The organism is Pantoea sp. Ep11b (genome assembly GCF_040783975.1).
In the GTDB taxonomy this organism is placed as follows: domain Bacteria; phylum Pseudomonadota; class Gammaproteobacteria; order Enterobacterales; family Enterobacteriaceae; genus Pantoea.
This window is the reverse complement of sequence record NZ_CP160631.1, coordinates 1571113-1584881: the sequence shown is the minus strand read 5'-3', so window position 1 is coordinate 1584881 and position 13769 is coordinate 1571113. Positions and strand designations below refer to the sequence as shown.

The following is a 13769-nucleotide window of genomic DNA, read 5'->3' as shown; positions in this document are numbered from 1 at the left end:
AACTTGAGATGAGCGGGATCACATATTTGAGAAACAATTGATCTGCATGAGGATTTAATTTCATTGCGCGACTATCACCACCTGGCAGGCGCAGGGGTAAGGTGAAACGTCGCGCAATAACCGGCCTACTCTTCCGGATTGACGACCTGATGGCGCGGGCGGAAAATATGATTACTGCCCTCGGCGGTTAACCGTTCCCGTAACTTCTGACCACCATGCTCGTCGGCCTGCGCAAACTGCCGTTCCGCTTCCGTAATCGGCGTGGTCCAGAGTAAGGTGGGTCGATCACCCTCGCGCTTGGGCAGGGCAAACTGCGCCTGTTCGCTGGCCAGTTCATTCGCCAGCAGGAAGCTTTCAAAGCCAACGGGCGCCACTTCCGATGCCAGCGTGTGACCCTCGCCAAGCCATGTCAGCCGTGCCCACGGCAGATGCACAAACTCCGCCAGCGCACTCGCCATCTGCACCGCGTTGCTTTCGGTCATAACCTCGCCGTCCACCGCCATGCCCAGCTCGATGCGACGATACTGCGGGGCCAGCTCATCAAACAGAAAGTCGACCTGCGGCATGGGGCGGATGCTCATGCCGATCGTCAGGAAATACCAGACGCCCTGATGCCAGTGCTGGGAGATCGCCATCGGTGGCCAGCTCCCCTGGTCGATCGCGTAATACTTCACCGACTCGCCGAATCGGGCCTGATAGCAGGCCATCAGATCCTGCTGGACCCTGTCCCACTCGCTGCCGTCGTGCCACTCGCGCCAGAACTGGCGCTGATGTTCCGCACGGGCGTAGTAGTCATTGGTGGAGGCCGAACCCAGCGGCGCCGTGAGGCGATTCTTTTTAATGCAGCCTGCGGAGAAGCTCACCTGCTTCTCCTGGTAGAGGCTCCAGCCTGGGATCACCGCCAGTAGCTGGCCGTAATACCACAGCGCCGCACCATCATCGCTGGGCTCCCACAGCACCTGCAGACCGGCCGGGTCCAGCTCGGGTTCCGCTTCCAGATTACGGCAATATTCGGCGCTGAGCAGCGGCGCAATGCCCTGCTCCATCGCCTCACGATCTTCCTGCGCCGGCGCCGGCAGCAGATTGCGCAGCCAGCAGCCCCGCACCGCATACTGACTGCGGAACAGGTCGGTTGGCCAGATATAGAAATAGGCGGTGCGCGCATCCTGCTCAACGATAGCGGTCAGGGTGCGCTGCTGATTGTGGACTTCAGCAATCAGGGATTTGTACGTCATAGTGCCTCGACAAAGCCTGGAGGAATCCATTTTCCCCGAGATTAGAGCAGGATCCTGGCTGGCGCTATCTGAGACAAGGGTAAAAATCTCAAAGTGTGGGCGGTTAGGGGTAACCCACGGGGATCGGCCCGGCCAAAGCCGCGTTCTCCGATGTTCTGCCCCTGCGCGACGAAACGGCAACCCTCTGTGATTGAAAATCATCAGTACATCCTCACCCCTATTCAGACGATGATCAAAAGCAGAGCAGCATTTATTGATCGCCGCAGGTGTAATGACGCAGGAAACGAATGCTGACATCATCAGAAAAAGAATGAGGATCAAGAGACGGGTCTGGCTGTCCCTGACCTCGGGCCTTTATTTATCGGGATCACGCGAGCTGCTTTTTAAAACGGAAATATTCACAAAAATTCAGGCGTGCGTTTTTTTATCGCCTGCGTCCAAACACAGACAATTACCAGGAGACTTCGGAAAGCAGGTTCCTATAATGGCCCCACCCATTAAATAAAAAGGAACCGCAATGCTTTTATTATTCATTCTGATATTGATCGTCGTGATTTTATTTTCGTTAAAAAAGCACGCAGCCTTTAAGAAAAACAGATCGCTACCCCGGAGAGATAAACGATAACCGTGATGGCAAAGGCCACGGCCCCCAGCGGAGCCACATCATTATAAAAACAACAAAATCAGAGAGTTAAAAACCAACCAGGTTTTATTTTCAACCATCACAGACGCTCAGCCCCACGATGAGAAAGATAAATTTATCGGAAAATTTTATTTAAGAAAATTAAATAAAAAGTAATGGCGATTTTATTTACAACCAGAATCGATGAACCTATGGTGGATACTGACAGGAAGGCCTGTTTAATTTAATCACTCTCCCGCTGGCATGGAGCCTTACATGACAATTCACGCTTACCCGCCTGAAAACAGTTTTCTCGAAGAGGGCATCCGCTCTTACCTGAATAGCCTTCCCGTCCGGAAAAACCGGTTAGAGGAGTCTCTTTTTTTATTGCTGAATAAAAACAGCATCAGTGAAATCATCGTCAACAGAGTGATTGAAAACACCCCTTACTACAGAGTGTTTATCCTGACCTGCGAAAAATTTATGCCGCTGGCGCTCTATTATCTGAATGCCCATCCCGGCAAGGTTTCGATTTTAAGCCGGGATGAGAACCAGTCAGAGGAGCGCGCTTCGGCCGGCTTTACAACCTCTATCACTCATCTGAAAGAGGTCACCTCCATTACACCGGGCGAATATCGCGCGCTGACGCTGACGCTGAGCGAAAAAAGCCTGTGCAGACAGACGGAAAGAACGCGAAAAAAGGTGTTTTATTACCACCGTTCAAGTGCCCTGCAAAAAATGGGATTGAAAAGAATCAACGCGCTTTTTATCTGAGAGGCGGAAGACTGAATAAATGAATGAACTCTATCCCGGCAGTGCGAAAGCGTTAGCCTGCGATTATATCCTCTCTGTTAAAAAGATTGCCCTGGCCCATCAGCAGGGTGCTGATGTCGGTGCCAGAAAGAAAGAGATCGATCTGCTGCTGAAAAAACTCCGGAAAACGATAAATATCTCCTCCCCTCTCAGCCTTTATATCTGGACAAAGATGGAGGCTGAACTCAGGAAGCTGATTGTGATCACCTGCGATCCCGGTTATCTGTCGATCATACGTCACGCGAGATACCGCTCGAGGATATACAGAGATTATGCGTTAAGAAAAGTTCAGGGCGCGCTCTGAGTGTGTCTGGTAATTCCCCGGCCTGCCGGATAACTTTCTGAAAAGATTCCGCGGCTGTTCAGCGCGCGTCGGCACGACTCTCCAGCTCAAGGTTTCTTAAATCTCCGGCATCTTTTTTGTCGGCCAGTCGCGCATCCTCCCGGCGGTAAACCTGAAATCTGCGGCCTCTGACGTGCGGCCGAATAAGCTGACACGTATGCCAGCCTGGAAAAAATAACTGTTTAAAAAGCGTGTATTTATTGATCCTGCTGATAGCCGTTGAATTTCCTCAGCAAAAAAATCCGTTCAATAAAATTTAAGTTAATTAATCATTCCTCACCAGAACAAACAGAATCCGTGCATTTTATCTGCGATAAAATTTAATTTAACTTAATAATAACCTGCTCGATTTCAGAGATTCTCCGTTTTAGCGTTGAAAACAGCGTCAATGCCGGCGCGATAAGGAGAAACCTATGAAGAACGTCAATCCGTTAAAAAAAAATCATGCTGATTTGCGATGACATCTATTTTACTTCGGGTTTTACTGCACTCGCAGAACGGGAAGGGATAGCGTGTCAGCAGGTGACCACTGAACAGTATGCCGCGGGCCTGGTTTTTACAGGCACCGTGCTAATCGACCTTGTTTCATGGTGCAGGTCCGGCCGTGTTGAATCATCCTCGCTGGCCTGGCCCGGTAACTATCCTCCCGATGCCGGATTTATCATCTCCTGTCCGGGACAGAAAAACATCATGGATTTAATCTGCGAGGGCTGTTTTAAACTGGAGAGGAAAAGCACGCCGGGCGAGATCAGCCGATTATTTGCCGCAGATTCGCTGCCTCAGCCACCCTGTGCCTGTAAACCGCTGACCTTACGGGAGAGTGAAATCCTGACCCTGCGGCTGTCCGGGATGAGCACCCGGAAAATCGCCCTGACGCTCCGAATACATGTGAAGACGGTCTATGCGCATCTCTACAATATTCTGATGAAGTCCGGCTGTAAGAGCCTGATCGGTTTTTATGCGCTCGCCCTGCCGCTCAGCGAAATGCTCTGTCGGCTAAGCGCCGGGCAGAACGGGGAAGAAACGGCCATGGAAACACGCCGCTAAAGCCCTGACGGGATTACACTATGGCCTGATCGCCCTGCGCAGCACTGGCAGGGCGATACGTCCCCGCCATGTCGCCGCTCAGGCGCCGATCCGCATCGGCGCAGGGTGATGCGGTCACGCATCGCGCGCCGGAGAGAGGCCGTCATCTGACACGCCGGATGCCCGGCTCGGCTATGCAGGGTTGCGCCCCATTCTCACCATCGCCCGATACCAGGCTCCGCGCTGAATTGACCAGCGTAATCCCACCGCTATCGCATTAATCTTCTGATCGATGATCGTCTGCTGTAAGCGGCCGATCTCACGCCCGGACATCGCCTGCGCCCAGGCGGGCATCAGCCCGAAACCTGACTTCAGCATGATTTTCATCACCGGTTTCGCCTGCCAGCTCGGCGCAGGAGCGTTCATCAGCAGCCGCGTGACTTCTGCGGTGCGCTCGTCAAAGCGCAGCTCAGGCCGCATCTGTTGCAGATAGTCCGCCACATCGACGACGCTTTTGGGCACCCGCTCCGCTCCCAGGGCTTCGGCAATCAGCGCCGCTTCCTGATAATAGCGATCCTGCTCAGCACGGGTGAGGTGCGGATTTTTATAGCGCAGATGGGCCGCCAGAAAACGGCTGGTCTCCGCGACATGAACCCAGGTCAGCAGATGGGGATCGCTGGCCGCATAGGGCTTCCCCATACTGTCCACGCCGCTGACTTTAAGGTGGATGCGTTTTACCCGCGCGATCAGCGTCTGCGCATCCTGTTGGTTACCGTAGGTCGTCACCGCAATAAACTGACTGGTGCGGCGCAGACGGCCCATCATATCTTCGCGGAAGTTGGAGTGATCCCAGACGCCCGCCAGCGCCGCCGGATGCAGCATCTGCAGCAGCAGCGCGCTGATCCCCCCGCACATCATGGCGGTGAAATCGCCGTGGACGCGCCAGATCACGCTGTCCGGGCCAAACAGGCCGGGATCGCCAGGCGGCTGAGAAAGGTCAAATTCATTCATCGACAGGCCATTAAGGCGGAAGACCTGCTGCTGAATGCGGTCACGCAGATTCATAATGGTGGCTCTGATAGTGGATAGGATGCGGCGCGCGGCAGCAGGACGCTGACAACACGCCGCATCCCCCTCTCCCCGGATTCAGGGAGAGGGCTGACGGTTAGAGATAGTTGAACTGCCCATTCTGGGTACGAACGGAGTCGAGCCCAATCATCACGTTAAACCGGCCGGGTTCTGCAACGTGCTGCATCTGCTGATTCCAGAACTTCAGCGCATCGACATCGATCTTAAAGGTCACCGTCTGTGATTCACCGGCTTTCAGCATGATGCGTTTAAAGCCACGCAGCTCCTGCACCGGGCGGCTCATTGAAGCAACCGGATCGTTGAGGTACATCTGCACCACCGTCGCCCCGTCGCGCTGACCGCTGTTGGTCACCGTCACGCTGGCCTCAATGCTGCCGTCATGCGCCATCGTCGGGGAGGACATTTTAACCGGTGACACGGTGAAGCGGGTGTAGCTCAGGCCGTAACCAAATGGATAGAGCGGGCCATTGACCGCGTCATAGTAGTGCGACGTATATTTGTTCGGCTTCGCAAAGTTATAAGGGCGGCCGGTTGGCAGATGGTTGTAATAGATCGGAATCTGACCCACCGAACGCGGGAAGGAGACCGGCAGCTTGCCCGATGGGTTGTAGTCGCCGAACAGCACATCGGCGATGGCGTTACCGCCCTCGGTGCCGCTGAACCAGGTTTCCAGCACGGCATCGGCCATCCGGTCCTCATTCACTATCGACAGTGGGCGTCCGTTCATCAGCACAATCACCAGCGGTTTACCGGTGGCTTTCAGCGCGGCTAACAGCTTCTGCTGATTCGGCGGAATGATCAGATCGCTGCGGCTGGAGGCCTCATGCGCCATGCCCTGCGCTTCGCCCACGGCAGCCACGATCACATCGGCCTGCTTCGCTTTGGCAACCGCCTCATCGATCATCTGCTGCGGCGAACGGGTATCAATCGAAACCGCCGGTTCATACAGGTTCAGGAAATCCTGAATCCCTTTATTGTCGGAGACGTTGGCCCCTTTCTCATAGAGCAGTGTCGCTTTGCCTTCGGTGGCGTTGCGCATCCCCTGCAGCAGCGAAACAGACTGCTTCGCCACGCCAGCGGCCGACCAGCTGCCCATGATGTCGCGCTGGCTGTCTGCCAGTGGACCAATCAGTGCAATGGTGCCCGATTTTTTCAGCGGCAGCGTCTCCAGCCGGTTTTTCAGCAACACGATGCTCTTACGCGCCACGTCGCGCGCTTCAGCCCTGTGCAGACGGCTTTCCGCGTTAGTATCCTGCGGATCGCTCTCTTTCGGGCCTAAGTGGCTGTAAGGATCGTTGAACAGGCCCATGTCATATTTGACGTTAAGCACATGGCGCGCCGCGTCATCGATTTCCGCCATGCTGACGTCGCCGCGCTTCACCAGATCCGGCAGATATTTACTGTAATATTCGTCGCTCATGCTCATATCGACGCCCGACTTCAGGGCGATCCGCACCGCTTCCTGCGGATCGCTGGCGACGCCATGCTTGATCAGCTCTTTAATCGCGCCATGATCGCTGATGGTAATGCCTTTGAACTTCCACTTATCGCGCAGCAGATCTTTCAGTAACCAGCTATCTGCGGTGGCTGGCACCCCGTTGATGGAGTTGAGCGCCACCATTACCCCGCCGCTGCCCGCATCCAGCGAGGCTTTATAAGGCGGCAGATAGTCCTGAAACATGCGCTGCGGACTCATATCCACCGTGTTGTAGTCGCGGCCACCTTCCACCGCACCATAGAGGGCGAAGTGTTTTACGCTGGTCATCACGCTGTAGCGATCGGCGGCGCTCTTACCCTGCATCGCCTGCACCATGCTGCGCCCCATTTCGCTGGTGAGCCAGGTATCCTCACCGAAGCCTTCGGAGCCACGGCCCCAGCGCGGTTCACGGCTGACATCCACCATCGGTGCCCAGGTCATGTTCAGGCCATCATCGGCCGCCTCATAGGCAGACACGCGCCCCACCTCTTTTACGGCATCCAGATCCCAGCTGGAGGCCAGGGCTAACGGGATCGGAAAAATGGTGCGCTGACCGTGAATGACATCGAAAGCGAAAAAGAGTGGGATCTTCAGGCGGCTGAGCTGCATCGCCTGATCCTGCATGGCCCGGATATCCTGACGGGTTACGGTATTAAAGATCGCGCCAACCTGACTCTTCTGAATCATGTCGCGAATGGCTTCTTTCGGATTATCAGGTCCGACACTGATTAAACGCAGCTGGCCGATCTTCTCGTCCAGCGTCATTTTTTTAAGCAGTTGAGTGACAAAGGCATCCCGCGCCTGTTCGGTCATCGGGTGGTTACCTGGCACTGTCTCAGCCAGTGCGGGTTGCATCGCGAGGGAGACAGCGAGACTAACAGAGTAAATCCATTTCATCAGGTTGGGTTCTCTTAAGTAACTGCGCAATATCGAATAAACAGGCGGCAGTGTGCCACAAGATGAGAATAGCAGGTAGCTGCTGCTGTCACACTGCGTTCAGGTGAGCAGCCGTGCTACAGTTAAGTCGCACTGATAAGACAAGGGAATTGCTCATGATACCAACCTCTGCCCTGCTTTCTGATCTGCGCCGCCTCGTCGGCCCGGCCCATCTCCTGACTGAACCTGAACAGACCGCCCGTTATCGCAAAGGCTTTCGCTCTGGCGACGGCGAGGCGCTGGCCGTGGTGTTTCCTGGTACCCTGCTGGAGCTCTGGCGGGTGCTGCAAACGCTGGTGAAAGCCGATGTTATCATTCTGATGCAGGCGGCGAACACCGGCCTCACCGAAGGTTCCACACCGCACGGCAACGACTACGATCGCCCGCTGGTGATTATCAGCACCCTGCGGCTCGACAAACTGCAGCTGATCGACAATGGCCAGCAGGTGCTGGCGTTCCCCGGCAGTACCCTCTATCAGCTGGAAAAAACGCTCAAGCCGCTGGGACGCGAACCGCATTCGGTCATTGGCTCCTCCTGCATCGGCGCCTCGGTGCTGGGTGGCATCTGCAACAACTCCGGTGGCTCGCTGATTAAGCGCGGTCCGGCCTACAGCGAAATGGCGCTGTTTGCGCAGATTGACGCCAGTGGAAAACTGAAGCTGGTGAACCATCTCGGCATCGATCTGGGCAGCTCGCCGGAGGAGATTCTGGGGCGGCTGGATGACGATCGCTGGCAGCCTGGCGACGTTCAGCATGATGGCCGTCACGCCTCCGATCACGACTACGCCGATCGGGTGCGTGAGGTCGATGCCGACACGCCCGCCCGCTACAACGCGGATGCGCGGCGTCTGTTCGAGGCGTCCGGCTGTGCCGGAAAGCTGGCGGTCTTTGCCGTGCGACTTGATACCTTCGCCAGCGAACCCCAACAGCAGGTCTTCTACATCGGCACCAATGATCCCGGCGTTCTTACCGAGCTTCGCCGTCACATACTGGCCCATTTTACCCATCTGCCCGTGGCTGGCGAATATATGCATCGTGACATCTACGATATTGCGGAGGTTTACGGAAAAGATACCTTCCTGATGATCGACAAGCTGGGCACCGACAAAATGCCGCTGTTTTTCACGCTGAAGGGACGGGTCGATGCCTGGCTGAGTAAATTCGCCTTCATTAAGCCCCACTTCAGCGACCGGCTGCTGCAGCGGCTGAGCAGGATGTTCCCGGCTCATCTGCCCAGACGCATGAAGCAGTATCGCGACAAATATGAACACCATCTGATGCTGAAGATGTCTGGCGAGGGTGTGGCGGAAGCGCGTAACTATCTGCGTGACTACTTCCGTGAGGGCGGTGGCGAGTTCTTTGAGTGTGAAGGCAAAGAGGGCGCGCACGCCTTTCTGCATCGATTTGCGGCGGCGGGCGCGGCAGTACGCTACCACGCCGTGCATGCCGATGAGGTGGAGGATATTCTGGCGCTGGATATCGCCCTGCGTCGAAATGACCCTGACTGGTTTGAAAATCTGCCTGACGCGATCCGCGCCTCGCTCAGCCATCGCCTCTACTATGGTCACTTCTTCTGTCACGTATTCCATCAGGATTATATCGTCAGAAAAGGGGTCGATGTGCCTGCGCTGAAAGCGCAGATGCTGGCGATTCTGCAGGCGCGCGGCGCGGAGTATCCCGCTGAACACAACGTCGGTCATCTCTATCAGGCTAAACCGCAACTGGCCGCCTTCTATCGCCAGCTCGATCCGACCAACAGTTTCAATCCTGGCATCGGCAAAACCAGCAAACAGAAAGGCTGGGCGGTGAAACAGGGTTAACTGCGTTTCCGGTCAGCCTGCTTTTCTGAGCAGGCTGATCGTCCGGGCATCGGGTTCCTCCGATGTTATTATTGTCGTCGTTAATGGCCATAATTTTCATCAAAAAATTAATTTTCCTTCCCAGATTGCACCTGCTTTATTTTCTCTGATCGTGTTCTGCGCAACCCCTCACAAAACATCACCCCCGCAATTGATAATTCGCGCCGCGAAAAATAAATTACCGACAGAAAATAGCCACAGCATGTTAATTATGAATTTTTCCAGGGAGGGATAAAGATGCGTAAAATTAATTACGCGCTCGCGTTAATGGAAATAACGGCGGCAACGCTTGCGCTGACCGCAATAAATGCTTTACCGGCTTATGCTTCCGGATTTATTGAAGATGCGTCGCTGAAAGGCAATGTTTTTTACTGGCAGCGACAGCGGGATCGCAAAGAGACCGACCCCGCCAGCGATGCACACGGGGAATATCGGGCCAATCTGCATCACGCCTCGCTCAACAGTAATCTCGACTATACGTCCGGCTATGCCGGCGGCTGGATCGGACTGGACTTTGCCCTGTTTGGTGCCGCAGAGCTCTCCAGCAGCGGCCCCGCAGCACCCAACGAAATTGGCTTCAGCAAGGCACGAACGCGCTGGGAAGAGAAATGGAATGGCGACAGCAGCGGCGCCGCCATTTATAAAGCGGCGCTCAAATTAAACTATCACGACTACTGGTTACGTGCCGGTTATATTCAGCCAACCGGTCAGTCACTGATTGCGTCGCACTGGAGTTTTTTACCCGGCACTTATCGGGGCGTCGAAACAGGTGCGCGGTATGATTTTCAGGCGGCGGGAGAATTATCGCTCTCCTGGATATGGAGCGACAAATATAAAGCCCCCTGGTATCGGGATTTATATGATTTCCGCGAGGCAGATGGTAAAACGGGTATTCGCTACCTGCATTCGTTCGGCATGAAATATGACTTCAAAAATAGTCTTGTTCTGGAAGGGGCATTTGGTCAGGCTGCAGATTATATGGATCAATATTTCGCTAAAGCGTCCTGGTCAGCCACACCGGGCGGCCATGCCCTTAATACCAGCTATCAGTTTTATGGTGCACATGACCACGTTACCGGTGGGGCAGCGAATGTCCGCGATGTCTATGATGGTCTGGCCTGGCTGCAGGCGCTTACGTTCGGTTATAACGTCGGCCCGGTTGATCTGCGCCTCGAAGGCACCTGGGTCAAAGCCGAAGGCAATCAGGGTTTCTTTCTGCAGCGCATGACGCCTGCCTATGCCAGCTCGAATGGACGACTGGATATCTGGTGGGATGCCCGCTCAGACTGGAACGCCAATGGCGAGAAAGCGATCTTTGCCGGGGCGATGCTCGATCTCACTCCCTGGCAGCTGGCTGGCTGGAAAGTGGGAACATCTTATGTCTGGGGCTGGGATGCCAGACCCTCTACGCTGCCCACCGTTGATCAGAGCCAGCGGCTGAAGGAGTCCGCCTGGAACCTCGATCTGATCTATCAAATTCAGCAGGGCCGCGCGAAGGATACACAGTTCAGACTCCACTACACCCGCTACGACAATCACAGCGACCTGCCCAGTTACAGTGGCGGTTACGGCAATATGTTCCAGGACGAAAAGGACATCAAGTTTATGGTTATTGCGCCGTTTACGGTGTTCTGACGCCCTGCACACACGGACCTTTTTCAGCAGCAAGGATGAATCACTATGTTTAAGTTAAGCCTTATCGCGTTTACCCTGCTCGGCGTGGCCACGACAGGCCACGCCAGCCCGTCCGATCAGCAAATGGTGGATCAGATCAGCAAATTTGGCGTGACCTATCAGGTCACTGACAACCAGGCCGCCCTGCATGGCACCGACTGTGCCGCCCTGGGCGCCGACTACGCCGCCTGTAACCGCGCCACGATCACCCTCACCAATCATGGCCCCGCGCTGAACAGCCGGCACTGGGCGATCTACATGAGCAACGTTCATCAGACGCTGCGGGTCGACAACGAGCAGTTTAAAATGACCCATCTGGTCGGCGACTTAACCCGGCTGGAGCCGACAGAGAAGTTCACCGGCATCGGCGCGGGCGAATCGGTGCAGATCCCCATCGTTAACGAGTACTGGCAGCTTTTCATAACCGATGTCATGCCGCGCTGGTATGTCACGGCTGGCGAGGCCACGCCAAAAATTATTGCCAGCACCGATCATGAGGATCTCAGTCGTTTTGTCTTGCCGCTGGGCGATCACTGGCGGCGCAGCGCCGATGATCACAATATCCTGATGCAGCCTGCCAGCCGTTTTGATCGCAACAACGATGTCGTAACCCTTCCCGCTTCCGCGCTGCGCGGTCAAATAACCCCCACCCCGCTCGATGTGAAACTGCGCCCGCAGAATGCCGATCTCAGCCGGGGCGTCAGGCTGTCGCTGAGCGGACTAAGCAGCGAAACTGTGGAGGCGGTAAAACAGCGCCTGACGCTGCTCGGGCTGAAAACGTCGCCAGAGGGGTTCGCCATCACAACGCAGGTTAAGCCAAGGCATTTCAGCGGCGTGCTGGCGAAATCGGGCGCCTACGATCTGGATATTACCCCCCGTCGTGCCAGCATAACGGGCTACGATGCGGCCGGTACTTTCTACGGCCTGATGTCACTGTTTTCGCTGATACCCGGTGAAGATGCACCCCGTATTGCCAGCCTGGAAGCGCACGATGCGCCGCGCTTTGCTTATCGCGGCGCACTGCTGGATGTTGCCCGGCATTTTCACAGTAAACAGGCGGTCATGCGGCTGCTGGATCAGATGGCGGCATGGAAGATGAACCGCTTTCATTTTCACCTGAGTGATGATGAGGGCTGGCGGATTGACATTCCTGGCTTACCCGAACTGACCGGGGTGGGTGCAAAACGCTGTCATGACCTGACCGAACAGCGCTGTCTGCTGCCGCAGCTCGGTTCCGGTCCGTTCAGCGATAACAGTGGCAGCGGCTATTTCAGTCGTGACGACTACATCGCGATAGTGAAGTATGCGCAGGCCCGGCATATTGAGGTGATCCCGGAAATTGATATGCCCGCCCATGCCCGCGCCGCCGTGATCGCCATGGAAGCCCGCTACCAGCGGCTGACGGCAGAGGGCAAACCTGAAGAGGCCACACGCTATCGTCTGATGGACCCGACCGATGATTCGCAGACCACCTCTGTTCAGTTCTATGACCGCACCAGCTACCTGAATCCCTGTCTTGAGAGTTCACAGCGTTTCGTCGATAAAGTGATCGGTGAAATCCAGGCCATGCACCAGGAGGCGGGACAACCGCTCACCGTCTGGCATTTTGGCGGGGATGAGGCGAAGAATATCCGGCTGGGTGCGGGCTACTCGGACAAAAACGATCCGAAACCGGGCACCGGCCTGCGCGACCAGCGTCACGAAGATCTGCCGTGGCAGAAATCACAGGTCTGCCAGGCCCTTGTGAAAAGCGGCAAAGTGGAAAATCTGGCCCATCTGCCGGGCTATTTTGCCCTGGCCGTCAGCGATATCGTGAACCGGCACGGCATTGGCAAAATGCAGGCCTGGCAGGATGGCTTAAAAGAGGTCAGCCATGCCGCCGCCTTTGCAACGCCGCGTGTGGCGGTCAATTTCTGGGATACGCTCTACTGGGGCGGTTATGACAGTGCCAGTGACTGGTCTCAGAAAGGCTATGACGTGGTGATCTCCAGCCCTGATTACCTCTATCTGGATTTTCCGTATGAGGTGAATCCGCTTGAGCGCGGCTACTACTGGGGCACCCGCTTCAACGATGAACGCAAAATCTTTGGCTTCGCGCCCGACAACCTGCCGCAGAATGCGGAAACTTCTGTCGACCGTGACGGCAACGCGTTCAGCGCCAAATCGGTGAAGCCCTGGAGCGGGGCCTATGGGGTCTCGGCGCAGCTGTGGAGCGAAACCGTGCGTACGGATGCCCAGATGGAATATATGCTCTACCCTCGCCTTTTTGCGGTCGCAGAACGTAGCTGGCATCGGGCCAGCTGGGAGCGGGATTATCAGGTGGGTCAGGAGTACACGGGCGGCAGTACGCATCTCGTCGATCAGCAGGCACGTCTGCGTGACTGGCAGCGATTTGCCAATCTGCTGGGGCAGCGCGAACTGATGAAACTGGACAAAGCGGGCATCGATTATCGCCTGCCGTTGCCGGGTGCAAAAATCGTCGATGGCATTCTGTCGATGAACGTGGCCTTACCTGGCGTGACGCTGGAGTACAGCCTGGACAACGGCGTTAACTGGCAGCGTTACGATGCCCGCCAGCCCCCCCAGGTCAGCGGAAGCGTATCCGTTCGTTCGGTAAGCCGCGACGGCCAGCGTAGCAGCCGCGTCGAAACGCTCTAGAGAGCCAGGAGGCAGGCGGCTAAGAAGCCTCTGCCTG

Annotated in this window: 9 protein-coding genes; 6 read left to right on the top strand and 3 right to left on the bottom strand. The window is 55.9% G+C overall.

Going from position 1 to position 13769, the window contains the following annotated elements; all coding sequences use genetic code 11:
• Positions 1–125 precede the first annotated feature (125 nt).
• Positions 126–1235, bottom strand: a complete 1110-nt coding sequence (locus AB1748_RS07445) for a suppressor of fused domain protein (protein ID WP_293773797.1) — start codon at positions 1233–1235, stop codon at positions 126–128.
• 898 nt (positions 1236–2133) lie between these two features.
• Here AB1748_RS07445 and AB1748_RS07440 point away from each other — a divergent pair.
• The 3 genes from AB1748_RS07440 (at position 2134) to AB1748_RS07430 (ending at position 4060) form a co-directional block, all read left to right on the top strand.
• Positions 2134–2631, top strand: a complete 498-nt coding sequence (locus AB1748_RS07440; RefSeq protein ID WP_367396191.1) for a hypothetical protein — start codon at positions 2134–2136, stop codon at positions 2629–2631.
• Between the two features lie 19 nt (positions 2632–2650).
• Entirely contained in the window at positions 2651–2974 is a 324-nt protein-coding gene (locus AB1748_RS07435; RefSeq protein WP_367396190.1) for a hypothetical protein, read from the top strand.
• A gap of 729 nt (positions 2975–3703) precedes the next feature.
• Positions 3704–4060, top strand: a complete 357-nt coding sequence (locus AB1748_RS07430; protein WP_158527488.1) for a helix-turn-helix transcriptional regulator — start codon at positions 3704–3706, stop codon at positions 4058–4060.
• Positions 4061–4231: 171 nt separating this feature from the next.
• On the opposite strand, the gene AB1748_RS07425 is transcribed toward AB1748_RS07430, so the two are convergent.
• Both AB1748_RS07425 and bglX read right to left on the bottom strand, forming a co-directional pair.
• The gene (locus tag AB1748_RS07425; protein WP_111139852.1) at positions 4232–5107 is read right to left on the bottom strand and encodes an oxygenase MpaB family protein; all 876 of its coding nucleotides are present in this window, start codon (positions 5105–5107) and stop codon (positions 4232–4234) included.
• A gap of 97 nt (positions 5108–5204) precedes the next feature.
• On the bottom strand, positions 5205–7502 hold the full coding sequence (gene bglX, locus AB1748_RS07420; RefSeq protein ID WP_111139851.1) for a beta-glucosidase BglX: 2298 nt from the start codon (positions 7500–7502) through the stop codon (positions 5205–5207).
• 155 nt (positions 7503–7657) lie between these two features.
• Here bglX and dld point away from each other — a divergent pair, with 155 nt between their 5' ends.
• The 3 genes from dld to AB1748_RS07405 all read left to right on the top strand — a co-directional run bounded on the left by dld (position 7658) and on the right by AB1748_RS07405 (position 13732).
• Positions 7658–9361 carry a D-lactate dehydrogenase gene (gene dld / locus AB1748_RS07415; RefSeq protein WP_111139850.1) on the top strand — a complete coding sequence of 568 codons (1704 nt, stop codon included), beginning with the start codon at positions 7658–7660 and terminating at the stop codon, positions 9359–9361.
• Positions 9362–9667: 306 nt separating this feature from the next.
• The gene (locus AB1748_RS07410) at positions 9668–11035 is read left to right on the top strand and encodes an OprD family outer membrane porin (protein WP_233498981.1); all 1368 of its coding nucleotides are present in this window, start codon (positions 9668–9670) and stop codon (positions 11033–11035) included.
• A 45-nt stretch (positions 11036–11080) separates the two neighbouring features.
• Complete coding sequence (locus tag AB1748_RS07405; RefSeq protein WP_367396189.1) at positions 11081–13732, top strand: beta-N-acetylhexosaminidase; 2652 nt, start codon at positions 11081–11083, stop codon at positions 13730–13732.
• The last annotated feature ends 37 nt before the right edge of the window (positions 13733–13769 follow it).

Bases quoted from the DNA above. Each gene is read 5' to 3' on its own strand.
- AB1748_RS07445 (WP_293773797.1), bottom strand. From the start codon at position 1,235: ATGACGTACAAATCCCTGATTGCTGAAGTCCACAATCAGCAGCGCACC.
- AB1748_RS07440 (WP_367396191.1), top strand. From the start codon at position 2,134: ATGACAATTCACGCTTACCCGCCTGAAAACAGTTTTCTCGAAGAGGGC.
- dld (WP_111139850.1), top strand. From the start codon at position 7,658: ATGATACCAACCTCTGCCCTGCTTTCTGATCTGCGCCGCCTCGTCGGC.
- AB1748_RS07410 (WP_233498981.1), top strand. From the start codon at position 9,668: ATGGAAATAACGGCGGCAACGCTTGCGCTGACCGCAATAAATGCTTTA.
- AB1748_RS07430 (WP_158527488.1), top strand. From the start codon at position 3,704: ATGGATTTAATCTGCGAGGGCTGTTTTAAACTGGAGAGGAAAAGCACG.
- AB1748_RS07405 (WP_367396189.1), top strand. From the start codon at position 11,081: ATGTTTAAGTTAAGCCTTATCGCGTTTACCCTGCTCGGCGTGGCCACG.
- bglX (WP_111139851.1), bottom strand. From the start codon at position 7,502: ATGAAATGGATTTACTCTGTTAGTCTCGCTGTCTCCCTCGCGATGCAA.
- AB1748_RS07435 (WP_367396190.1), top strand. From the start codon at position 2,651: ATGAATGAACTCTATCCCGGCAGTGCGAAAGCGTTAGCCTGCGATTAT.